Origin of the sequence: Cellulomonas sp., assembly GCF_965229465.1 — a bacterium.
Lineage (GTDB): Bacteria > Actinomycetota > Actinomycetes > Actinomycetales > Cellulomonadaceae > Cellulomonas.
On record NZ_OZ245882.1, the window covers coordinates 3,327,366 to 3,350,688 of the forward strand.

Annotated in this window: 20 protein-coding genes and 3 tRNA genes; 12 read left to right on the forward strand and 11 right to left on the reverse strand. The window is 70.2% G+C overall.

From position 1 onward, the window contains the following. Nucleotides 1-145 precede the first annotated feature (145 nt). The 3 genes from ACO06A_RS15815 to ACO06A_RS15825 all read left to right on the forward strand — a co-directional run bounded on the left by ACO06A_RS15815 (nt 146) and on the right by ACO06A_RS15825 (nt 2,590). Nucleotides 146-1,102, forward strand: a complete 957-nt coding sequence (locus ACO06A_RS15815; RefSeq protein WP_421733170.1) for an alpha/beta fold hydrolase — start codon at nt 146-148, stop codon at nt 1,100-1,102. A 194-nt stretch (nt 1,103-1,296) separates the two neighbouring features. After that, a complete protein-coding gene (gene nrdI, locus ACO06A_RS15820; protein WP_421733171.1) occupies nt 1,297-1,722 on the forward strand; it encodes a class Ib ribonucleoside-diphosphate reductase assembly flavoprotein NrdI in 426 nt (141 codons plus the stop codon). Nucleotides 1,723-1,972: 250 nt separating this feature from the next. Continuing rightward, nucleotides 1,973-2,590 (forward strand): CG0192-related protein, encoded by a 618-nt coding sequence (locus ACO06A_RS15825; RefSeq protein WP_421733172.1) that lies wholly within the window; start codon nt 1,973-1,975, stop codon nt 2,588-2,590. Between the two features lie 250 nt (nt 2,591-2,840). Here the strand turns inward: ACO06A_RS15825 and ACO06A_RS15830 are convergent, their stop codons facing one another. From ACO06A_RS15830 to ACO06A_RS15865, 8 genes are all read right to left on the reverse strand, one after another. After that, nucleotides 2,841-3,797: a carbohydrate kinase family protein gene (locus ACO06A_RS15830; protein ID WP_421733173.1), complete on the reverse strand. Its 957-nt coding sequence runs from the start codon at nt 3,795-3,797 to the stop codon at nt 2,841-2,843. A gap of 131 nt (nt 3,798-3,928) precedes the next feature. Beyond that, on the reverse strand, nt 3,929-5,344 hold the full coding sequence (locus ACO06A_RS15835; RefSeq protein ID WP_421733174.1) for a glycoside hydrolase family 32 protein: 1,416 nt from the start codon (nt 5,342-5,344) through the stop codon (nt 3,929-3,931). 103 nt (nt 5,345-5,447) lie between these two features. Continuing rightward, a complete protein-coding gene (locus ACO06A_RS15840) occupies nt 5,448-6,509 on the reverse strand; it encodes an ATP-binding cassette domain-containing protein (protein ID WP_421733175.1) in 1,062 nt (353 codons plus the stop codon). Continuing rightward, entirely contained in the window at nt 6,506-7,447 is a 942-nt protein-coding gene (locus ACO06A_RS15845; RefSeq protein WP_421733176.1) for an ABC transporter ATP-binding protein, read from the reverse strand. Before ACO06A_RS15845 ends, ACO06A_RS15840 begins: the two co-directional genes overlap by 4 nt. Beyond that, a complete protein-coding gene (locus ACO06A_RS15850) occupies nt 7,444-8,457 on the reverse strand; it encodes an ABC transporter permease (RefSeq protein WP_421733177.1) in 1,014 nt (337 codons plus the stop codon). The genes ACO06A_RS15845 and ACO06A_RS15850 overlap by 4 nt, the downstream gene beginning before the upstream one ends. A 19-nt stretch (nt 8,458-8,476) precedes the next feature. Then, entirely contained in the window at nt 8,477-9,454 is a 978-nt protein-coding gene (locus ACO06A_RS15855; protein WP_055921620.1) for an ABC transporter permease, read from the reverse strand. Between the two features lie 100 nt (nt 9,455-9,554). Continuing rightward, nucleotides 9,555-11,225 carry an ABC transporter substrate-binding protein gene (locus tag ACO06A_RS15860; RefSeq protein ID WP_421733178.1) on the reverse strand — a complete coding sequence of 557 codons (1,671 nt, stop codon included), beginning with the start codon at nt 11,223-11,225 and terminating at the stop codon, nt 9,555-9,557. An 87-nt stretch (nt 11,226-11,312) separates the two neighbouring features. Next, nucleotides 11,313-12,302 (reverse strand): LacI family DNA-binding transcriptional regulator, encoded by a 990-nt coding sequence (locus ACO06A_RS15865; protein WP_421733179.1) that lies wholly within the window; start codon nt 12,300-12,302, stop codon nt 11,313-11,315. A gap of 609 nt (nt 12,303-12,911) precedes the next feature. Between ACO06A_RS15865 and ACO06A_RS15870 the strand changes: the two genes are divergently transcribed. Beyond that, nucleotides 12,912-15,149 carry a DUF4214 domain-containing protein gene (locus ACO06A_RS15870; RefSeq protein ID WP_421733180.1) on the forward strand — a complete coding sequence of 746 codons (2,238 nt, stop codon included), beginning with the start codon at nt 12,912-12,914 and terminating at the stop codon, nt 15,147-15,149. Nucleotides 15,150-15,174: 25 nt separating this feature from the next. On the opposite strand, the gene ACO06A_RS15875 is transcribed toward ACO06A_RS15870, so the two are convergent. From ACO06A_RS15875 to ACO06A_RS15885, 3 genes are all read right to left on the reverse strand, one after another. Then, entirely contained in the window at nt 15,175-15,324 is a 150-nt protein-coding gene (locus ACO06A_RS15875; RefSeq protein ID WP_421733181.1) for a hypothetical protein, read from the reverse strand. A 137-nt stretch (nt 15,325-15,461) separates the two neighbouring features. Beyond that, nucleotides 15,462-15,544: transfer RNA gene (locus ACO06A_RS15880), tRNA-Leu, on the reverse strand. A gap of 17 nt (nt 15,545-15,561) precedes the next feature. Beyond that, a tRNA-Gly gene (locus ACO06A_RS15885) sits at nt 15,562-15,632 on the reverse strand. Between the two features lie 108 nt (nt 15,633-15,740). Here ACO06A_RS15885 and ACO06A_RS15890 point away from each other — a divergent pair. From ACO06A_RS15890 to ACO06A_RS15925, 8 genes are all read left to right on the forward strand, one after another. Next, nucleotides 15,741-15,814 (forward strand) — tRNA-Pro (locus ACO06A_RS15890). 80 nt (nt 15,815-15,894) lie between these two features. Continuing rightward, nucleotides 15,895-16,857 (forward strand): DUF389 domain-containing protein, encoded by a 963-nt coding sequence (locus tag ACO06A_RS15895; protein ID WP_421733182.1) that lies wholly within the window; start codon nt 15,895-15,897, stop codon nt 16,855-16,857. Nucleotides 16,858-16,933: 76 nt separating this feature from the next. Next, nucleotides 16,934-18,223 (forward strand): nucleotide disphospho-sugar-binding domain-containing protein, encoded by a 1,290-nt coding sequence (locus ACO06A_RS15900; RefSeq protein ID WP_421733183.1) that lies wholly within the window; start codon nt 16,934-16,936, stop codon nt 18,221-18,223. A gap of 190 nt (nt 18,224-18,413) precedes the next feature. Continuing rightward, nucleotides 18,414-19,838 carry a trigger factor gene (gene tig / locus ACO06A_RS15905; RefSeq protein ID WP_421733184.1) on the forward strand — a complete coding sequence of 475 codons (1,425 nt, stop codon included), beginning with the start codon at nt 18,414-18,416 and terminating at the stop codon, nt 19,836-19,838. A gap of 202 nt (nt 19,839-20,040) precedes the next feature. Next, a complete protein-coding gene (locus ACO06A_RS15910; protein WP_421733185.1) occupies nt 20,041-20,658 on the forward strand; it encodes an ATP-dependent Clp protease proteolytic subunit in 618 nt (205 codons plus the stop codon). 35 nt (nt 20,659-20,693) lie between these two features. Continuing rightward, complete coding sequence (locus ACO06A_RS15915; RefSeq protein ID WP_056092930.1) at nt 20,694-21,395, forward strand: ATP-dependent Clp protease proteolytic subunit; 702 nt, start codon at nt 20,694-20,696, stop codon at nt 21,393-21,395. Between the two features lie 211 nt (nt 21,396-21,606). Continuing rightward, a complete protein-coding gene (gene clpX, locus ACO06A_RS15920) occupies nt 21,607-22,887 on the forward strand; it encodes an ATP-dependent Clp protease ATP-binding subunit ClpX (RefSeq protein WP_175348658.1) in 1,281 nt (426 codons plus the stop codon). Nucleotides 22,888-22,918: 31 nt separating this feature from the next. Then, nucleotides 22,919-23,233 (forward strand): chorismate mutase, encoded by a 315-nt coding sequence (locus ACO06A_RS15925; protein ID WP_421733186.1) that lies wholly within the window; start codon nt 22,919-22,921, stop codon nt 23,231-23,233. Nucleotides 23,234-23,323: the final 90 nt, after the last annotated feature.

Here is a 23,323-nt window from a genome sequence, read left to right on the forward strand (position 1 = left end):
GACGTGCCATCGGCTGTCGAACGCCCGGCCACACCCGGGACCGGACCCGGGTGCTCCCTGGCGCGACACACGGGTCGCGGGCGCCAGCGTTCAGGTGCTGGCTCCGACTCGGCGCCGGACACCACTCAGAGATGGGAGCTCCCTCATGACTGCATCCTCGTTCTCCCCGGAAACCGAGACCTTCGGCTCGGTCATGCAGGCACCCGACCTGCCTGACGGATTCACGACCACCTTCACGAGCCGGCTGATCGACGCGAACGGCATCCGCCAGCACGCGGTGGTCGGTGGTGACGGGCCTGCTCTGCTCCTCGTGCACGGGTGGCCGGAGAGCTGGTACGCCTGGCGCTACGTGATGCCGGAGCTGGCGAAGGACTACACGGTCGTCGCCGTCGACCAGCGCGGTATCGGCCTGACGGACAAGCCGGAGAGCGGGTACGACGCTGCGACTCTCGCCAGCGATCTCGCGGCCCTCATGGCCGAGCTGGGGCACGACCGGTTCGCGGTCGTCGGTCACGACACCGGCCTGGTGATCAGCTACGCCCTCGCGGCGGACTACCCCGACCGGGTGGACCGGGTGGCGCTCGCCGAGGTCCCGGGGCCTCCCACTCCGGACCACTCACCGCCTCTCTTCGCGCCGCGGCAGGTCAACGACAAGCTGTGGCACATCGCCTTCAACCGCGCCGGAGACATCGCCGAGCGGCTCGTCGAGGGCCGCGAGGCGATCTTCTTCGGCTACGAGTTCGCCGTCCAGGGAGGTCAGGTCCCCGACGCCGCCATCGACTACTACGTCACGGGCCTCTCCGCGCCCGGCGCCCTCTCAGGCAGCTTCGGCTTCTATCGCGACTGGGACGAGACCATGGCGCAGAACGGGGAGCGAGGCACCCGCAAGCTGTCGATGCCGGTCCTCGGCATCGGCGGTGAGGCGAGCTGGGGCGCAGCCGTCGCCGGTGCGCTGTCGGCCATCGCCGAGGACGTCACGACCCTCGTCGTTCCCGGCACAGGTCACTGGGTGGCGGAAGCGGCGCCGGAAGCACTGCTCGGACCGCTGTCGGAGTTCCTGGCGCCGTTCGGCGCTCTTGCCGACTCCCGCAAGGCGGGGTAGCCGGACGGGGCGAGGGCCTCGGCGCGAGTCGAGGCCCTCGTCGCCGACTCACTCGACATGAGGCTCTCGACGAGCTCGCGGGCGGCGAGCTCCACCTCGTCCCCAGGAACAGTCCACGCTCCCGTCACCAACGAGCTGAGCGGTGTGGCCAGTGGTCCCAGGTCCGAGCCCCCGCCGGGTGGTTGCCTACGGGGATGAGGCAGACGCCGATCTACTACTACTCGTCGACGTCCGGCCTGGTCCGCGCATTCGTCGATCGGCTGGGCCGACCGGCGTTCAACCTGGCTGAGCGCGAGCACCGGCTGGCAGAGGTCGACGGACCGTGGGTCCTGCTGACGCCGTCCTACAAGACGGGCAACCCCGACAACGACACGATCCCGGAAGCGGTGCGGCGGTTCCTGGCGTCGGCGGTGAACAGGCGGCGTCTGGTGGGTGTGATGGGCTCCGGGAACCGGAACTTCGGGTCGTACTACCAGCACGCAGCGAGACTGGTCGCAGCGCAGTCCGGGCGGCCGGTCCTGTTCGAGTTCGAGCTGGCCGGCACGCCGTGGGACGTCGAGGAGGCGCGGGTGCTCATGGCCACGCTCGACGAGCAGCTGGCCACCAGCCGGTCCCGGTAGGACGTCACCGCACCGTGGCACTCCTTCCGAGACGTTGATGCGCGTGGAGCTGCGAACGCGGTGCCGAGCGGTGACCAGCCGAGCACGGAGTGCTCCGCAGAGTGGCGACGGGCTCCGTCGGCAGCGTAGGAACGCGTCGACGGCCCGGGATGAGCCGAAGGGCGCATGCCGGACACGCGCGACGGGCGCTCTGGCCGGCTCCGCCCAGTAGCGCGACTCAGGTTGTCCGGTCTCACGTTAGGGTCGGCCGATGGCCCTGATCCACCGCGCCACCATCCGTCCGACGAAGGCGGAGCTGCTCGCCGACTGGGTTCCCACCCAGCGCTGGGGAGAGCAGGGGTTCGAGCTGCTTGGTGCGTACCGGTTTGACGATCCGGACGGCGAGGTCGGTATCGAGACGCACGTCCTGTCGACCGCCGGCGGGCACCTGCTCCAGGCTCCGCTGACCTATCGCGGCGCTCCGCTGGACGGAGCGGACCAGTTCCTGATCTGCACCATGGAGCACTCGGTGCTCGGGCGCCGCTGGATCTACGACGCGACCGGGGACCCCGTCTATGCCCGCGTGCTTGCGTCCGTGCTGCTGGCGGGGGCTGACCAGGCCGATGAGATCGTCGAGGGCTCCGACGCCCCGCGCGAACCGAGCGTGCGCGTGACCGGGAGCGGCGATCGCAGGCGTGAGGTCCCGCCCCTCCGTGAGGTGAGTGCGTCCTCGGATGACTCCACGACACTCATGGAACTGTCTGGCGCGTTACGCATCGTCATCTGCCGTCGCCTCGCCCGACATGCGACCACTGCCGACCGTGAGTCCACCCTCACGGGCACGTGGCCGGGCCTCGAAGCGCCAGTCTTGCTCGCCTACGTGGCCTGACGTCGTCTGGTGGGGGCATGGAACCCGCGTAGCCAGTGGGGAAGACTGCGCGCGACAACGCGCTGACCTGGGGTGATAACTCCGGTACATCGCTAGTTGGAACTGATTCGGAACCGACAGACGGCCGCGATTCCTGCGAGTGCCGTCGTTGGTTCCTGGTCGGCGGGCGCAGCTCGCCGTCGACGCAGCGCGAGCGCTGCACTGGGCACGCGCAGCGCTCGGCCGGTCAGCTCGTCAGGACTGGATGCGCTTACGGGGCGCCGGACTCGGCCTCGTCGAGCTCGTGGAGGCGGGGTGGCGCGGCGCCCGGGCGGGAGACTGTGATGGCGGCCGCCCGGGATGCTCGGCGCGCTGCGAGCTGGACGGCGTGGTTGCGGTTGGCGGACAGTCCTGGGCGGCCCGCGGCTCCCAGCAGCTGCTCCCGACCGAGCCCGTCGATCAGGGCGGACATGAAGGCGTCACCTGCGCCGACGGTGTCCACCACCGTGACGACGGTCGGCTCGATGCGCACCACGCCGTCCCGGGTGGCGCACCAGGACCCTTCTCTGCCGAGGGTCACCACGACCACCGCCGGTCCACGATGCACCCAGTCCTGGGCGATCTGCACCGGATCGGCTCCGGGGTAGAGGTAGGCGATGTCCTCGTCGCTGGCCTTGACCACGTCACTCAGGTCCACCATCTGCTCGACGCGGGCGGCAGCTTCGTCGTGGTCGGGCACGAGGGCGGGACGGATGTTGGGATCGAAGCTGATGCTCGACCGGCCACGCATGCCCTCGACCAGTGCTCGGACGGAGCTGGCGCCAGGAGCCATCAGGGCAGCGATGGATCCTGTGTGGACGTGCAGCGGCGTGCAGGGCGGGTCTACCTGCGGCAGTGTCCAGCTGATGTCGAACGTGTACGTCGCTGCTCCGGTGTGGTCCAGGTACGCCACCGCGAACGGCGTAGCGGTACCGCTCGCCGCTGGGTCCGGCACGGCAAGGACGTGTACACCGGCTCCGGCGAGGTGAGCACGGATGAGGCGGCCGTGGTCGTCGTCGCCGAGCTGGGTCATCAAGGACACGTCGGCCCCGAGCTGGGCCAGGCCGAAGGCGACGTTCGCGGGGCTTCCCCCGGGGTGGGTGGAGGCTGGGCCGGACAGCGGGTGGACGACGTCAGCCACGGCCTCGCCGATGACGAGGTAGCGACGGGTGGGGGAAGGCGACGGCATGCTGCTCCTGGGTCTGCGTCGAGAGGTGTCGCTGCATCACGATCTCCGGGGCGGTCGAGACGAGACGTCCGGCGATCCTCGGGTGAGCCGGACACCTGACGTGGACGTCGCCATCCGGCCCGACCGGTGCGTCAGCTGCGTGACGACGGTTCCAGCCTCACGGTGGTCAGTGGCACGTGGGGGAAGATCTGCTGGGTGAGCGTGACGAGTCCCTCGTCGACGTAGACCTCGAGGATGCTGGCGTCGACGACGATCTTGACGTGGGTAAGGGTGTCGGCGCTGAGCAGGGGGGCGGTGTCGACCGACGAGAAGGCGGGATGGAAGTCGACGGCGCCGCTGCGGCTCCGGTCGCACGTGATGGTGCGTGCGTCCCCGTCGACGGTGATGGTGATCCTGCCGCCGTGGGGATCGTCGGATCCGAGGACGACGTCGGTGCGGTCTCCCGGCCCCGACGGCACCTGGACGTCGAAGACCTGGAGACGGGTCGCGTCCGTGGGGAGCTGCGGCTCCTGTGTGACACGCAGGACTCCGTCCGGGCACCGGACCAGCTCGAGCTCGCGGACGAGAGACATCGCGGACCGCCACGGGTGGGTGGGGGTGTCGTTGGCGTAGTCCCAGTTGCTTGCCCAGCCGATCATCAGCCGCCGGCCTTCCGGGGCGTCGTTGAACGACACGGCCGCGTAGTAGTCGCGGCCGTAGTCCAGCCAGTCGTAGTCGGCGAGGTGAGGGGAGTCCGACACCCGGTCCGGGACGAAGGTCGAGCCGTCGAAGTCGCCGACGAAGTACTGCGTCCCGGATCCGCCGGCGATGGCGCCGGGGTTCAGGCTGACCACCAGGACCCACCTGGTCTCGCCGGTGCCGCGGACCGCCAGGGGGAACAGGTCGGGGCACTCCCACATCCCCCCCACGGCATGGGCAGGCCCGAAGCGCGACTCCAGGGTCCAGTCGAGGAGGTTCGGCGAGCTGTAGATGACGACCTGGCGGTCCTGGGCCTCGACCGCGACCATGATCCAGCGGCCCTCGTCGCCGCCGTGCCAGAACACCTTCGGGTCGCGGAAGTCCGAGGACCCGGTGTCGAGCACGGGGTTGCCTGCGTACCGGGTCCACGTGACCCCGCCGTCGAGGCTGTACGCCAGGGACTGGGCCTGGACTCCCGGACGGCGTGACGCGCTGGTGTACGCGCTGGTGTAGACGGCGACGAGCGCGGTCTGGCCGGGTCCGGCGAAGCCGGCGGTGTTGCGCACGTCGGCCACGGCGCTGCCCGAGAACACGTTCTCCTCGGGTGTGTGCGCGATGGCCACGTCGTGCTCCGACCACGTGACCAGGTCGGTGGAGGTGGCGTGTCCCCAGGACATCGGGCCCCAGATGTTGCCCTCGGAGTTGTTCTGGAAGAACAGGTGGTAGACGCCGGCGTGGTGGAGCAGCCCGTTGGGGTCGTTGAGCCAGGTGTCCTGGGCGGTGAAGTGGGCGGACGGCCGCAGGTGCGGGGTGGCAGCCTGCGCGGGCGAGGCGACGTCGGCCGTGGGCACGGCGGGGATCGGGTTCACGAGAAGTCCTAGAGGTTCGGGCGTCGAGTGGGTCGGTGGATCGGCGCGGACATGGCCCACAGCAGGTGCGGGCAGCACGGGGCGCGCAGGGCGCGTCGAGCGACTACCCCTCGACCGTGTCCACGGCCAGGGCCCGCGAGGCGACGTCCGCGGCGGGCCGGTACAGGTGGCAGCGGACCCAGTGCCGGTCCGCGGCCGGCCCGACGTCGTGCCGGACGGGTTCGGTCCGGCTGCAGACCTGGTTCGGGTCCCCGTCGAAAGGACAGGACTCCGAGTCGAGCACCGCGGCGCGCAGCCTCGCCCGTTCGTCGGGGTCGTAGCTGCCGGCCCGCAACGGGTCGGGCACGGCGGACAGCAGCAGCTGGGTGTACGGGTGGGCCGGCCGGGCCATGAGGGCCGTGGACGCGCCGCTCTCGACGAGCTCTCCGGCGAACATGACCGTCGTCCTGTCCGCGACGTACCGCGCCGAGGCCAGGTCGTGCGTGATGAAGAGCATCGAGATGCCGCGCTCGTCACGGAGTCGGCGCATGAGGTTGAGGACGCCGATCCGGACCGACACGTCGAGCATGGACGTGGGCTCGTCGGCGAGGATCACCTCGGGGTTCATGGCGAGCGCGCGGGCGATGGAGACACGCTGACGCTGGCCGCCGGAGAGCTCGAACGCGCGCGAGTCCAGCATGTCCACAGGCAGGTCGACCGTCGCCATCAGCTCCGCGACGAGCTCCCGCATCTGGTCGGCTCCCTTGGCCCGGCCGTGCAGCCGGGCAGCCCGTTCGAGGAACTGCTGGACCCGGTGGGCCGGATTCAGGGAGCCGAAGGGATCCTGGAAGATCATCTGCACCTTCCTGCGGAACTCCCGGGACGCGCGTCTCGGCTCGCTGCGGAGCACGTCGACGCCGTCGACGAAGATCTGTCCCGCGGTCGGCCGCTCCAGGCGGGCGATGCAGCGCGCGATCGTGCTCTTGCCGCTGCCCGACTCACCCACCAGTGCCAGGATCTCCCCGCGCTCGAGGTCCAGGTCGACCGAGCGGAGCGCATGCACGACCGTGCGCGAGAAGAGGCCTCCGACCGGGAAGTCGACACTGAGTCCTCGCAGGCTGATCACGGCGTCCGGCACCGCCTCGGTGTCCGCACGGGTACCAGTCGCCGGCGCTGAGATGCTCATGATCGTCCTCCATCGATGACGGTGCCTACCGGCACGGGTGCGACCCAGTGGCCGGGCTGTTCCTCGCGCAGGTCAGGGATGTCGGTGAACCGCACTCCCTCTCCCAGGCCCACCAGGGGGGCGACCGGTCCGGTCAGTGGCGGGAACGCGTTGATGAGCGCGCGCGTGTAGGGGTGGCGCGGGTCCGCGAACATGGTCTTCGAGTCGGCCGTCTCGACGAACCGGCCGGCGTACATGACGGCCATCCGGTGGGAGAGCTCGATCATCAGCGACATGTCGTGCGTGATGAACAGGACGGAGAACCCGAGCTCGCGCTGCAGCTCGGCGATCTGCGCCATGATCTCCTGCTGGACGACGACGTCGAGCGCGGTCGTCGGCTCGTCCATGATCAGCAGGTGGGGCCGCAGGGCGACCGCCATGGCGATGACCACGCGCTGGCGCATGCCGCCGGACAGCTGGTGCGGGTAGGACCGGAGGCGGGCCGGGTCGATGCGCACGAGCTCGAGCAGCTCGGCCGCCCGGGCCCGCGCCTTGCTCTTCGACAGGCCCTCGTGGGTGGTGAAGATGTCGACGATCTGGTCACCGACGGTCATGACGGGGTTCAGGGAGTTCATGGCCGACTGGAAGACCATCGCGACCTCCCGCCACCGGAGCGCGCGCAGCTCCTCGGCGTCGAGGGTGAGGATGTCTCGTCCCCGGAACCGGATGGACCCGCCCGTGATCACGGCCGGCGGGCGCAGCAGCCGCATGATCGCGTTGGCAGCGGTGCTCTTGCCGCAGCCGGACTCGCCGGCCAGCCCGAAGATCTCGCCACTGCCGATCTGGAAGCTGACCCGGTCGACGGCGCGCACCGTGCGGTACTCGCCGTGGTACTCGACGGACAGGTCCACGACCTCCAGGACCGGCGCGTCGTCTCGTGACGACGGGTTCGTGCTCATCGGTTCACCTCCTGGTGGGTTGCCGAGGCGGGCGCCGCACGGTGGCTGGTCCTGCGCCGGCGGGTGGATCGCAGCCGGGGGTTGGTGACCTCGTCGACGCCGTAGTTGATCAGCGCCAGGGCGAAGGCCACGAGGGCGATGGCAGCGCCTGAGGGCACGAAGGCCCACCACGTGCCCGACATCAGGGCTCCGTCGTTGCTGGCCCAGTACAGGTTGGTGCCCCAGCTGACCACGCTGACGTCGCCGAGCCCGAGGAACTCCAGGCCGGCCTGGGCACCGATGCCGAAGATCACCGACCCGATCAGGGTGATCATCACGATCGAGGCCATGTTGGGCAGGATCTCCCGGAACATGATCCAACCCGCACGCTCACCGGTGACGATCGCGGCGGCCACGAAGTCCTTCCCGCGGATGGAGAGCGCCTGGGACCGCAGGACGCGGGCCGAACCCGCCCAGCCGGTGAACGTGAGGACGAGGATCACCGTGGTCATCCCCGTCGGCAGGAACGCGGCCAGGATCACCAGGAGCGGAAGGCCCGGGATGAGGAGGAACACGTTGGTGAGCAGGGACAACGAGTTGTCGGCCCGGCCTCCGAAGTAGGCAGAGGACAGGCCCACCAGCAGTCCGATGCACGTGGCCGCGATGCCGACGACGAAGCCCACGAGCAGGGAGCTGCGCGCCCCCCACATGGTGAGGGCAAGGACGTCCTGCCCCTTCGCGGTGGTGCCGAACAGGTGCTCCGCCGAGGGCGGTTGCGCTCCGATCGAGGTGATGGTCGACGGGTCGCCTGGGGCGAGCAGCGGGGCGAGCAGCGCCACGGCGACGAAGAGCGCGAGGATGATCATCCCGGTCAGCGCCTTGCGGTTGGCGACGAGGCTGTGCCCGAGGCCCTGACGGACCGGGTGTCGCGGGGGGCGGTCGAGCGCCGCCGGTTCGGTGGGGCCGCTCAGGATCTCGCGGTGATCCGTGGCGACGAGGAGCTGCACCTCGGCTGGGTCGGTAGCAGACACGAGTGTTCCTCCTTCCGGTTCAGGAGACCCGCACGCGCGGGTCGAGGCGGACGTAGACGACGTCGACGAGGAAGTTCGCGGCCAGGACGGCGGCGGTGATGGTCAGGAAGATGCCCTGCATCAGCGGGTAGTCCAGGGCGGAGACGGCCGCGAGGAGCTGGTACCCCAGGCCGGGGTAGGCGAAGACGACCTCGGTGAGCAGGGCGCCGCCGACGACGAACCCGATGGCCATGCCGAACGAGGTGGTGGCCGGCAGGGTCGCGTTGCGGGCGCCGTACCGGAGCATGACGCGCGACGGTCGCAACCCCTTGGCCTCCGCCATGACGATGTAGTCCTCGGAGTTGGTGGCGATCATGGTGTTCCGCATGCCGAGCATCCAGCCGCCGATGGACACCAGCACGATCGTCGTGACGGGCAGGACGAGGTGTGCAGCGACGTCGGCGATGAACTCCGGCGACCAGGACGGGGTCATCCCCGCGCTGTAGGCGTGCCGGAGGGGGAACCAGCCGAGCGTGACCCCGAACAGGTACAGCGCACCCATGGCGAGCCAGAAGTAGGGGAACGACCCGATGAAGACCAGCACCGGCGGCAGGATCGAGTCCAGCACGCCCCCCCGCCGCCAGGCGGCGAGGATCCCCAGGGAGTTCCCGACCACCACGGCGATGATCAGCGCGGTGCCGCCGAGCAGCAGCGTCCACCCGATCTGGCTGGCGATGACCTCGGTCACCGGGGTGGGGAACCGGGAGATCGAGACCCCCATGTCGCCCGTGAAGATGCTCTGCCAGTAGCTGAGGTACTGCTGCCAGATCGGGCGCTCGTCCAGCCCGAACAGGACGCGCATCTGGTCGACCTGCTCCGGCGTCATCCGTCCCTGGGACTGGCTGAGCATCCGGGAGACCGGGTCTCCGGGCATGAAGCGGGGGAGCAGGAAGTTGAGGGTGACCGAGACCCAGAAGGCGACCAGGTAGAAGCCCAGGCGGCTGACGACGAATCGCATGGCATTCACTCCGTTGTGTTGTGCGGCGCACCCGACGGCGCCTGCGCGGGACAGCGCGTGCGCCGTCGGGTGTGCAGCTGCGGGAGAAGGCGGGCGAGGGTTACTCGGAGACGACCGGCTCGAGCGTGGTCAGCACCAGGACCGTGGTGGGGCCGCGGGTCGAGAGGGTCGCGTACGGGTCGTCCTCCGTCGGGAAGCCCGTGAATCGCGTCGTGTTGTACGCGCCCCACCGGGGGCCGGGGAACAGCGGGACGACCGGTGCGAGCTCGTCGAAGAGCACCTGCAGCTCGTCGATCGCCTCACCCTGGCTCGCTTCGTCGGTGGACCCGGCGAACTGCGTGAGGAGCGCGTCCGCCTCGGGCACCCCGAACCGGTGGTAGTTCTGCGTCGCCTGCTCACCGACGGGCTTGACCGTCTCGGTGGACATCACGCCGCGGAAGAACTGGTACGGCGTCGCCTCCATGTTGCTCCACACGATTCCCGTGTCGAAGCTGCCGTCCTCGTAACCGGCGACCACCGCGGACCAGTCCGGCGCGTTCACCGTCGCGTCGATGCCGACGTCGTCGAGGTTCTGGTCGATGATGTTCGCCGCCGACAGCCAGTCGGACGACGTCGCTCCGACGGAGATGTCGAACGCCAGCGGCGAGCCGTCGGGCATCGTCCGGGTCCCGTCTGCTCCGCGGGTGTACCCGGCCTCGTCGAGGATCGCGTTGGCACCGTCGACGTCACGATCGGTCCAGTCGCAGCTTCCCGCCACGGACTCGTTGCGCCAGGCGTCGTACCCGTCGGACAGCCCTGTGCAGTCGGCCGGGTGGGTGTAGCCCTGCATCGCGACCTCGGTGATGGACTCACGGTCGATCGCCATGCTCAGCGCCTTGCGGACCTGCACGTCGTCGAAGGGCGGCTTGGTCGTGTTCAGCTGCCAGTTGATCACGCCGTCGGTCGCCGGGAACCAGAAGTGCCGGTGGTCCGGGTCGTCGGCGACGAACGCGTTCTCGATGTCGGGGATGAACTGGTCTGCCCAGTCCGTCTCCCCGTTGGTGGTCGCCAGGTTCGCGGGGTCGTTGCCGGCGAAGGCCAGCATCTGGATGCCCTCGATCTTCTGCTTGTCGGGCTGCCAGTAGTTCGGGTTCTTCCCGAGGCTGAAGGCCTGGCTCTCGAAGCTGATGATCTCCGTGTACGGACCGGTGCCGACCGGCGTCTCGTTCGTCTCCAGAGCGGCGTCGTCGATGCTCTCCCACACGTGCTCCGGCACGATCACCTGCCGGCCGAGCTCGTACAGTGCCGGGGCGAAGGGGGTGGTGAAGGTGAAGGTGACGGTGTCGTCGTCCTCCGCCGTGACGGTGTCGAGGTACTCGTAGCCGCCGGCGACCTCCTTCTGCAGCTGGAACGTGAAGGCCACGTCCGCAGCCGTGAAGGGCTCCCCGTCCGACCACTGGACGCCATCGCGCAGGGTGAACGTGATCCCCGTCCCGTCGGGTGCGGGAGTCCACTCGGTCGCGAGCCACGGCGTCGTCGTGCCGTCGTTGGGGTTGAAGACCAGCATGGACTCGTAGATCGCCTGCTGCGTCATCGGTGCGGCATTGGGCGAGAACGGGTTGAAGTTGCGGCTGAACGTCGCCGCGTCTTCCCGGGGGATCTGCAGGAGCTGGGTGCCGTCGAGTGCCCCGGAGGAACCGCCTCCGGCGCACCCCGTCAGGGCGAGGGCGCCCGCCAGGGCGAGCGCGCCGAGTGCGCGCACCCGTCGGGACGTTGTCGGTCGTGTCATCATGCTGCTCTCCATCTCTGTGCTGCTTCTCTGCTGCTTCTGGGCTGCGAGCGAAGGGTGTGGGAATGGTCTCGATCGGCTGACTGGACCTCAGACCGACGAGCGTTCGACCAGCGGGCAGCCGATCGTCACCTGTTCGGGGGCGATCGGCTGCCCTGCTGCCAGAGCGGCGCCGAGCATCTCGACGCCGCGTGTGCCCATCTCGTGGAAGGGCAGCGCGACTGTGGTGAGCTTCGGCCGCAGGTACGCGGCGATCAGCTCCTGGTTGTCGAACCCGACGACGGCGACGTCGGAGGGGATGGACAACCCGTGCTCCTTGATGGCGTCGTACGCGCCCATGGCGATGCGGTCGGTGCCGCAGAAGATCGCCGTGGGACGGTCAGGGAGGCCCAGCAGGGCACACGCGGCCACGTAGCCGCCATCGGCCGACGAGTCGACAGACCTCACGAGGTCGTCCTCCGGCGCGACACCGGCGTCGACCAGGGCCCGGCGGTAGCCGGCGAGCCGGCCGCGCGCTGCTGTCGTGTCGGGCTCGAGGTTGATGAATCCGATGCGTCGGTGACCAGCCTCGATCAGGTGACGAGTCGCGCTGTGCCCTCCGCCCTCCTCGTCGGGCACGATCGACGGCAGGCGACCGTCTGCGTCGAAGCAGTGGACAAGAACCGTCGGCACGTCGAAGGCGATCGGCGGCAGCGTGACCTCGCGATGGAAGCCCGAGGCGTAGATCAGCCCCTCGACACGCTGCTCCAGCAGCTTCTCGATCGCCGCCCGCTCGAGTCCGGGATTGCCGTCGGTCGCCGCGATGAGAAGGAACTTCCCTTCCTTCCACGACCGGTCCTGCGCTCCCTTCACCGTCTCCATCCCGAACGGACTGGTCACGATCTCCGTCACCAGTCCCAGCAGGCCGGACCGCTGAGCGGCCAGCGCCCGGGCTGCGGCGTGCGGCCGATACCCGAGATCCTCGGCGGCCTGCAGGATCCGCTCGCGGGTCGCGGGCGAGACGCTGCCGTCGTCGCGGTTGTTCAGGACGAACGACACCGCTGTCCTGGACACCCCGACCCGCTGGGCGATGTCCCCCATGCGGACTGCCTTCGATCCCTCGCCGGCCACGGCACACCATTTCTGTCGACGTTGACACTTGGTCAGCGGCATCCCTGAGCGCATCAGGTGGAGAGGTAACGCGCGTTAGGGTGTCCGCTGGCGGCGACCTTACGCGCGTTAGTTCCGGAATGTCAACGGTTCCGTCGAGGGATCCGTCGTCCACCGCGACAGCAAGGATCTGGTGCGGCAGCGGGTAGGAGCGAGCGCCGGCCACGAGTGGCGAAGGCGTCGAAGCGTTGAGGTGACGCCCCCGGATCGACCCACGAGCCGCGGTCACGTTCGCAGGCTGTCTCGTCGAGCCGGACCCGGGCCGCCTCCTGCGAGGAGAGAACTAGCGGCTCGCAGGCGGGTCGGCCGTCAGGCCCGGGGGTCGGACGCCGCTCGGATGGCGAGGGCTCTCGCCGAAGCGTACCACCAAGCGGCCACACTGCCTGGCCACCCCGGTCGCGCTGGCGAATCGGCCCGTGACCGGGAGCGTTGACCCTAGACTCGCGCCGACGCGGCGTCGCGTCATCACGCGGGGAGGCAATGGTGCGTCTGTCCGGATCTGCGCGTCGGCTGGTCACGACCGCTGTCTGCGCTATCGCGTTGACGTTCGGGCTCGTCGCGCCGGCGGCGCCCGCCGCAGCGTGGTCGTCGGGCCTCGACCCCGTTCAGGTCGACCGCTACGTCGCCAGCGTGTACGACGACCTGTTCGGCCGGCGCCCTGACCCGTCGGGAGCCATGACGTGGCGGACGGCGTTGCTGAACGGGCAGCCGCGGGTCGCCGTCGCGAACTCGATCACGTCGAGCTACGAGTACCGCGCCCGCCTCGTGACGGGCGCGTACGAGCGGTTCCTGGGCCGTGGCCCCGACGCCGAGGGGCTGCGCTTCTGGGTGTCGAACCTGTCGACCGGCTGGACCGTCGCACGGATCGAGGCCGGGTTCCTCCAGTCCGACGAGTACTACAGGCTCGCCGGCTCCAACCCCGCAGGTTGGGTCAGGACGCTCTACCGGGACGTCCTGCACCGGGACGCGGCTCCCTCGGAGGTGGACTCCTGGGTCCAGGTGCAGGCGCGCGGCGCCGAGCGGATGCAGGTTGCGATGGGGTTCCTGCTGTCGACGGAGCACCTAGCGACAGTCGTGGACGGGTACTACCTGGACCTCCTCGGTCGGCACCTCGACCCGAGCGGCCACGACACCTGGATCTCCGCGCTGCAGCGCGGTGCCCATGACGAGGAGATCATCGGCGGGATCATCGCCAGCGCCGAGTACTGGGCGACCGCCATCCAGACCGTGCTGCCCAACTACCTCGAGGTGACCCCCTGGTTGGCGAACATCCGGGCGGGCGGAGCGGTGACGTTCACGGTCATCGGACGTGACAGCACAGGGCAGCCGGTCGACGTCACCGCCCAGTCGACGTTCACCGTGGTCGTCCCGGGCACGGGTTCGTGCATCGGTGCGACCTGCACCATGACGGCCGTCGGGCAGCCGGAGGTAAGGGCGACATGGAGGGGCGGGCTGGTCGGGCTGACGAAGGTGCAGGTGGATCCCGGGCCGCTGGCGTCAGTCACGCTCACCCCGAGCGCCACGACCGTCGCGGATGGCGCGTCGGTGGTCCTGTCCGCCGCCGGTGCCGACGCCTACGGCAATCCGCTCGGCGACGTGACACCAGCTGTGTACTTCTCCGTCGACGGTGACGTCTCGGCGTGCGCCGGCGCACGTTGCCGTCCCGTCGGCCCCGGCAGGCACACTGTGACCGCGTGGACCAACGAAGCTGCGCCGAAGACGGTCGGACGGGCCGACGTGCAGGTCGGCGTGGCGGGAGCGGCGAAGTTCCGTGCGTTCGAGTGGGGCCCCCCGTCGACGGACTCCCCGCCCGTGGCCGGGACGCAGGTCGGACTGTCGGCCGCGTGGGCGTCCGTGTCCGCCGGAGATGGTCACACGCTCGCGATCCGGACCGACGGGACGCTGTGGTCGTGGGGAGGCAACGCGTGGGGCGAGCTCGGCACCGGGAACTGGGGCGACCCTGTCCGGGCAGTCCCGGAGCCCGTCGGGAACCGCACTGACTGGGTGTCGGTGTCGGCGGGCCGGTCCTCGCACGCGATTGCCCGGGACGGCAGCCTGTGGTCGTGGGGTGAGGGCAACGCGCTCGGCTCGGCGAGCAGCCCCGTCTCGACGGCGACGCCGGAGCGGGTAGGCACGGGCACGGACTGGGCGTCCGTGTCCGGCGGCAGCTCGTTCGCCCTGGCGATCAAGCGCGACGGCTCGCTGTGGTCATGGGGCGACAACACCTCGGGTCAGCTGGGCGACCCCAGCGTGGAGTGGCGCAAGACGCCGGCGCGGGTGGGTACTGGCACGTGGTCGAGCGTCGCGGCGGGTGACTCGCACGTGGTCGCGATCGCGACGGACGGCACGCTGTGGACCTGGGGGACCGTCACGGCCGCCGGGAACACCTACACCCTCTACCCGACGCCGACGAAGATCGGAGTCGCGAACGACTGGCGTGCGGTCGCCGCCGGCGTCGACGTGTCGGCCGGCATCCGGTCCGACGGTTCGCTGTGGACGTGGGGATGGGGCCACACCGGGCAGCTGGGCGACGGCACGCTCGAGACCCGGACTGATCCTGTGCAGGTCGGCCGCGGCACATCGTGGGCGGCTGTGGACTTCGGGTACTTCCACACGGCGGCGCTCGACACGACCGGTGGCCTGTGGCGGTGGGGGCTACCCGAGCAGGAGCAGCCCGAGAGCAGCGTGTTCGTCGTGACCCCGCAGCGCGTCGGCACCCAGGGCGGCTGGGCGTCCATGACCGCCGGGTACCGCCACACCGTGGCGCTGCGACCCTAGCCGGGACGGTTCGCGTGACCGACGCCTAGGAGCGGCGGTCCCAGCGGCGGCGTGCGTCGGCGTCGAGCAGCCCGAGCACGGCCGCGGCGGTGCGCTCGCGGGGGTTGGTCACCGACCCAGCCGAGGTCGCCGTACACGGGGTGCCGCAGGACGGCGTCCGCCTCGGAAGGATCATTCGGTTCGTCCGGCACCGAGTCGCGACCCACGTGGACGTTGACCGCTACCGGCCCACGTCGGACAGCCGGGACGACCTGTCGTCCGGGGTAGTCGGAACCACCCACGGGTGGATGGATGGATGGACGGATGGATGGGCGTCCCCTCCACGGGACTCGAACCCGCATGCCTCGCGGCGCCAGGACCTCAACCTGGTGTGTCTACCATTTCACCAAGGGGGCATCACGTACTGCGTGGGAGCGGACGACGGGAATCGAACCCGCGTAGCCAGTTTGGAAGACTGGGGCTCTACCATTGAGCTACGTCCGCACAGGTCCGGCGCTGCACATGCACAGCCCGGACCGCGGCACTCAGAGTACCGGGTGCGTGGGGGCGCAACGTGCACCTCCGTCGGCCCCCGGGCCTGCTGGGGTGCGCCGGGATGTGGCGCAGGTTGGTAGCGCGTCCGCTTTGGGAGCGGAAGGTCGTGGGTTCGAATCCCGCCATCCCGACGATGTGATCACGGGTCGGTCCGCGTCCTGCGGCGGAGCGGCTCCCACGATCGCCCGCCCGACGACGACACACTGGCCCCGTGCTGCACCTGCGGATCGCGGTCCCGGCCGGCCTCACGAGCGGCGTCGTCGCCGTCCTCGAACGAGCGCCTGCGGTGAGCAGCCTGGCGGTCCTCGACGGTGCGTCGCGGCGACCCGAGGGCGACATCGTGCTCGCGGACGTGGCGAGGGAGGCCGCCAACGACCTCTGCGACGAGCTCCTGGAGCTCGGCGTCCAGCGCGAGGGCACGCTGACGATCGAGCCGGTGGACACGTGGGTGTCGCAGCCGGGCTACGACGCCGAACGGCTCGCCCCGGGCAGCAGCGCGGACGCCGTCGTGTGGATCGACGTCACGCGGCGTGCCTATGCGGAGTCCGAGCTCAACTGGACGTACCTGAGCTTCATGAGCCTGGCGACGCTCATCGCCGCGATCGCCATCGTGCTCGACTCGCAGATCCTGGTCATCGGCGCGATGGTCCTCGGGCCGGAGTTCGTGCCGATCGCCGCGCTCGGCATCGCGCTGGTCCGCCGTCGGTCCCACCTGCTCCGGATGGCGCTCTGGACGCTGGTGGTCGGGTTCGTGCTCGCCATCCTCCTGACGTGCGTGGCGGCGCTCGCGGCCAAGCAGCTCGGCTGGGTCACGCTCGAGCAGGTCACGGCGCCCCGTCCGGGTACGGAGTTCATCTACACGCCCGACAAGTGGTCGTTCATCGTGGCGGTCATCGCCGGGGCTGCGGGGGTGCTGTCGCTCACGTCGGCGCGGGTCGGTGGGCTTGCGGGCGCCTTCATCTCGGTGACCACCGTGCCCGCTGCCGGCAACGTCGCGCTCGGCCTGGCGTTCGGCCAGCTGGTCGAGGTCCGTGGCAGCGCGCTCCAGCTCGGCATCAACATCGTGGGCATGGCCCTCGCGGGCTGGCTGACGCTGGTCTTCCAGAAGACCGTGTGGAACCGGTTCGCCGACCGGCGCGAACGCCTGCGCGGGAGGCTCCTGCGGCACGGCTGAGACGGGGATGTATCAGGGCGAATCGCCCGGGGTCTTGTTCAGGGACTGTGTCACCGCACCCCTGGGAGATCCCCCCATGAGCAGGATCCTGTTCACCCTCACCCCCGTCACCGGCCATGTGCGACCCGCGCTGCCGCTGGCCCGTGCCCTCGTCGCCGAGGGCCACGAGGTCGTGGTCTACACGGGCACCAAGTTCGCCGACGCCGTGCTGGCCACCGGTGCCAAGCACGCGCCGATCGTGCAGGGCCGTGACCTCGACGACGCCGAGTTCGACACGTGGTCGGTGGAGCACGGCGCCCCCGCCCCCGGCATCAAGCGGCTCCAGTGGGACGTGCTGCACCACTTCGTCGGCACCGTGCCGGGCTTCCTGGCGGACCTCGACGGCATCGTCGCCGCCGAGCGGCCGGACGTCCTCGTCATGGACAACGGGTTCGTGGCTGGCGCGATCGCCGCGGCTCGGCACGAGCTGCCCTCGGTGCTCTTCTCCGTCTCCCCGCTGGCGATCTCGAGCAAGGACACCGCGCCGTTCGGGCTCGGGCTGCAGCCGCCGCGGACCGGTCTCGACGGGCTGCGGTACGCAGCGCTCGGCTGGTTCATCCAGAAGGTGCTGTTCCGGGAGGCGCAGCGGGCGGCCGAGCGTGTGGTCGCCGACGCCGGGCTGCCCGCGCGGGACGGGTTCTTCCTCGACTGGGTGCAGACGTCCGCCACGCGGGTGCTGCACACGTCCGTGCCGTCGTTCGAGTACCCGCGCAGCGACCTGCCGGAGAACGTCGAGCTGGTGGGACCGTTCCTGCCGGCCGGCGTCGACCGGTTCCGGCCGCCGGCATGGTGGGACGACGTCCTCGACGCGCACGCCACGGGCCGACCGGTCGTGCTGGCCACGCAGGGGACCGTCGCCACCGACCCGGAGCGCCTGCTGTGGCCGGCCTTCGACGCGCTGGCCGACGAGGACGTCCTCGTCGTCGCGACCACGGAGCCCGGCGACTACCCCGCGAACGTGCGTGCGACCCCGTTCGTGCCGTTCGACCGCCTCCTGCCGATGGTCGACGTGATGATCACCAACGGCGGGTTCGGCGGCGTCCAGCAGGCGCTCGCCTCCGGGGTGCCTGTGCTCGTCGCGGGCCGCTCGGAGGACAAGGCCGAGGTGGGCGCGCGCGTCGCGTGGTCCGGCGTCGGCCTCGCGCTCCCGACCGACAAGGTCACCGACGCCACGACGTCGGAGGCCGTCCGGCACGGGGTGCGGCGGTTGCTGGACAACCCGTCGTTCGCCCGGCGGGCAGGCGAGCTTGCGGCCGAGTACGCGGAGCACGACGGGGTGGGCCGCGCGGTGTCGGTCATCACGGAGGTGGCGGGTCGCTCCGAGTGACGGGGGCGCCGACGGCGTGGCCCGTCCCACAACCGCTCGGCTTGGGGGCGCCGCCCGCCGTGGCGTAAGGTCGAGGGTCGCCAGCGTGCGGTCGTCGGCCCGTTCTCGGGCGTGCGACGGCGCGCGGCCCGAAGCACCGGAGATCGCCGGAGTCGCCGGCGCCCGCCCCGATCAGTTGGAGACCATCGAAGTGAAGAGCGCCGTCGAGACCCTGGAGCCCACCAAGGTCAAGCTGACCGTCGAGGTGACCTACGACGAGCTCAAGCCGAGCATCGAGCACGCGTACGAGCACATCGCCCAGGACGTCGTCGTCCCGGGGTTCCGCAAGGGCAAGGTGCCGCCGCGCATCATCGACCAGCGCATCGGCCGCCCCGCCGTCCTCGAGCACGCGATCAACGAGGGCCTGTCCGGCTTCTACGCCGAGGCCGTCCGCGAGAACAAGCTGCGCCCGCTGGGTCAGCCCGAGGTCGAGGTCACCAAGGTCCCCGGCCTGACCGCCACGCCCGCCGGCGAGGAGGGTGAGCTGCACTTCACCGCCGAGGTCGAGGTCCGGCCCGAGATCACGGTCCCGGAGCTCGACGGCATCGCCGTCACGGTCGACGACGTCGAGGTCTCCGACGAGGACGTCGCGGCCCGCCTCGACGCCCTGCGCGAGCGCTTCGGCACGCTCGTCGGCGTCGACCGCCCCGCCGTCGAGGGTGACTTCGTCGTCATCGACCTGACCGCGACCATCGGCGACGAGCCGGTCGACAACGTGTCCGGCGTCAGCTACCAGATCGGCTCGGGCAACATGCTCGAGGGTCTCGACGAGGCGCTGACGGGTCTCTCGGGCGGCGAGTCGACGACGTTCGAGACGGCCCTCGCGGGTGGCGAGCACGCCGGCGAGACCGCCCAGGTGAGCGTGACCGCCACGACCGTCAAGGAGCGTCAGCTGCCCGACGCCGACGACGACTTCGCCCAGCTGGCCAGCGAGTTCGACACGCTGGAGGAGCTGACGGCGGACCTGCGCACGCAGGCGTCCAGCATCAAGGCGTCCAACCAGGCCGTGCAGGCCCGTGACCTGCTGCTCGAGCAGCTGCTCGCCGCCACCGAGATCCCCGTCCCGTCGGGCGTCGTCGAGGCCGAGGTGCACCGCCACCTCGAGGGCGAGGGCCGGCTCGAGGACGACGAGCACCGCGCCGAGGTCGGGGAGCAGGCCACCACGGCCCTGCGCAACCAGATCCTCCTCGACACGCTCGCCGAGCAGCTGGAGATCAAGATCAGCCAGAACGAGCTGCTCGACTACCTGGTGAACGCGTCGCGCCAGTACGGCATGGACCCGAACACCTTCATCCAGACCATCGACCAGCAGGGCCAGATCCCGACGATGGTCGCCGAGGTCGCCCGCTCCAAGGCGCTCGCCGTCGCCCTGCGCCGCGTCGCCGTCACCGACGGGTCCGGCCAGGCCGTCGACCTCTCCGAGTTCATCGGGTCCGACGCCGAGGACGCAGCAGAGGCCGCCGACGCCGCGGAGGCCACTTCGGGTTCCGTCGGGTCGCCGTCCGACGCCGCGACCGACATCTCGGCGTTCGACGTGTTCGACGACGCCGAGCCGGCCGAGGACGCCAAGGCCTGAGGCCCCACCGGGAGGCCCCGCACCGATCACCGGTGCGGGGCCTCCCGTCTGCCCGGCCCCTGCTCTGCCGTCAGCGAAAACGCTCGGTGCGGGGACATGAGCGGGTGGGGCGTCGCGTTAGGGTCACTGCATCGCACGGGTCCCCGACAGCGGAGGACCGCGCGGTGCAGGACAGACGTCACCGTCAGATGAGGGAGCCTTCGTGAACGAGCTAGTGCCGATGATGGCCCGGGCGGACGGCCCGGCCTTCGGCCTCAATGACTCCATCTACAACCGACTGCTCCGCGAGCGCATCATCTGGCTCGGCTCCGAGGTGCGCGACGAGAACGCCAACGCCATCTGCGCGCAGATGATGCTGCTGGCCGCGGAGGACCCTGAGAAGGACATCTGGCTGTACATCAACTCGCCCGGTGGCTCGATCACCGCGGGCATGGCGATCTACGACACCATGCAGTACATCCAGCCGGACGTCGCCACGATCGCGATGGGCATGGCGGCCTCGATGGGCCAGTTCCTGCTCTCGTCGGGCGCCCAGGGCAAGCGCTACGCCCTGCCGCACGCCCGCGTGATGATGCACCAGCCCTCGGGCGGCATCGGCGGCACCGCGACCGACGTGCGGATCAACGCCCAGCTGATCCTCCACATGAAGAACGTGCTCGCCGAGCTCACCGCCGCCCAGACCGGCAAGAGCGTCGACCAGATCAACGCCGACGCCGACCGTGACCGCTGGTTCACCGCCCCCGAGGCGCTCGAGTACGGCTTCGTGGACAAGGTCGTCACGAAGGCCGAAGCGGTCGCCGGCGGCGGCGGCACGGCCTGACGGCGTCCGAACTTTCATTCGTTGAGGAGAAGCTCATGAGCATGGAATCCCAGTTCATGGCGCGTGCGGGCATGCTGGCCGGCCCCGGCGGTCTCGCACCGTCGTCGCCCGCCGCCCGCTACGTGCTGCCGCAGTTCGAGGAGCGCACGGCCTACGGCTTCAAGCGCCAGGACCCGTACACCAAGCTGTTCGAGGACCGCATCATCTTCCTCGGCGTGCAGGTGGACGACGCCTCGGCCGACGACGTGATGGCCCAGCTGCTGGTGCTGGAGAGCACCGACCCGGACCGCGACATCATCCTGTACATCAACTCGCCCGGCGGCTCGTTCACGGCGCTCACGGCGATCTACGACACGATGCAGTACATCAAGCCGCACATCCAGACGGTCTGCCTCGGGCAGGCCGCCTCGGCGGCGGCGGTGCTGCTCGCGGCGGGCTCGCCGGGCAAGCGCCTGGCCCTCCCGAACGCACGCGTGCTCATCCACCAGCCGGCGATGGAGGGTGGCGGCTACGCGCAGGCGTCCGACATCGAGATCCACGCCAACGAGCTGATCCGGATGCGCGAGTGGCTCGAGCTCACCATCGCGCACCACACGGGGCGGGACATCGAGCTGGTCCGCAAGGACATCGAGCGCGACAAGATCCTCACCGCCCAGGCGGCGCTGGAGTACGGGATCGTCGACCAGGTGCTGGCCAGCCGCAAGGGCGTCATCCCGACGACGGTCCAGCCCAAGTAGCACCCGGAGAGCCGGGTTCGCGTCTCGCGGACCCGGCTCTTCCGCTGCCGAACAGGTGACGCGAGTGACAACCGGTGCTGACGCGTGCCGTGTGTTCGGCTGACATCCCGCCCCCGGTGGTGTGCAATGGGGGAGGACGCGCACCCTGCGGGGTGCGCACGCACGACGCACCGCCCGTGGGGCGGAGGGCGACACGAGGAAGGGGATCGACGTGGCTCGTATCGGGGACGGGGCCGATCTCCTCAAGTGTTCCTTCTGCGGGAAGTCGCAGAAGCAGGTCAAGAAGCTGATCGCGGGCCCCGGTGTCTACATCTGCGACGAGTGCATCGAGCTCTGCAACGAGATCATCGAGGAAGAGCTGGCGGAGGCCACCGAGGTCGGGCTGGTGGAGCTGCCCAAGCCGAAGGAGATCTTCGACTTCCTCGAGCAGTACATCATCGGCCAGGAGTCGGCCAAGCGGGCCCTCGCGGTCGCGGTGTACAACCACTACAAGCGGGTCCAGGCCGGTGAGGCGCGGACGTCCACGACGGACGACCACATCGAGATCGCGAAGTCGAACATCCTGCTGGTCGGCCCCACGGGCACCGGCAAGACGTACCTCGCGCAGACGCTGGCCCGCATGCTGAACGTCCCGTTCGCCATCGCGGACGCCACGGCCCTCACCGAGGCCGGCTACGTGGGCGAGGACGTCGAGAACATCCTGCTCAAGCTCATCCAGGCCGCTGACTACGACGTCAAGAAGGCCGAGTCGGGGATCATCTACATCGACGAGATCGACAAGATCGCCCGCAAGAGCGAGAACCCGTCGATCACGCGTGACGTCTCCGGCGAGGGCGTCCAGCAGGCGCTGCTGAAGATCATCGAGGGCACCACCGCCTCGGTGCCGCCGCAGGGCGGCCGCAAGCACCCGCACCAGGAGTTCATCCAGATCGACACGACGAACGTGCTGTTCATCGTGGCAGGCGCCTTCTCCGGGCTCGACGACATCATCGCCGCCCGCGCCCGCAAGCGCGTGGTCGGCTTCGGCGCCCCGTTGCTGGACTCGGTGGACGAGGGTGACCTGTTCTCCGAGGTCCGCCCCGAGGACCTGCAGAAGTACGGCCTGATCCCCGAGTTCATCGGCCGCCTCCCCGTGGTCGCCGCAGTCTCCCGCCTCGACCAGGACGCGCTCGTGCGCATCCTCACGGAGCCCAAGAACGCGCTGGTCAAGCAGTACCAGCGGATGTTCCAGATCGACGGCGTCGAGCTCGAGTTCGACGAGGAGGCCGTGGCCTCGATCGCCGACCAGGCGCTGCTGCGCGGCACGGGAGCGCGCGGTCTGCGGGCGATCATGGAGGAGGTCCTCCAGCAGGTGATGTTCGAGGTGCCCAGCCGCGACGACGTGGGCCGGGTGGTCATCACGCGCGAGGTCGTGCTCGAGAACGTCAACCCGACGCTCATCCCGCGGGACACGGAGCAGGAGAAGCGCACCCCGCGCGAGAAGAGCGCCTGACCGTCCGGGGTTCCCGCCTAGGATCGCGTCCGTGAGCGACCTGCCGACCCCGATCCCCGCCGACCTGGCCCGCCTGCGCGGGAGCATCGACAACATCGACGCCGCGCTCGTCTACCTGCTCGCGGAGCGCTTCAAGGCCACGCAGCAGGTGGGCGTCCTCAAGGCGACCAGCGGGCTGCCGGCGTCGGACCCCGCGCGCGAGGAGCAGCAGGTGGCCCGCCTGCGGGAGCTGGCGCGCACCGCGGACCTGGACCCGGTGTTCGCGGAGAAGTTCCTCGCGTTCATCGTCGAAGAGGTCATCCGGCACCACGAGGCCATCGCCGAGGACCACGCCCGGGGCGCCTGACGTTTTCGGGGTGGCGCGCCGCCCTCCGGGGGCGGAGGGTAGGAGGGGTCAGCTCCGGCAAGCCGCGCGGGGGCGGATGTCGCGTGCGCG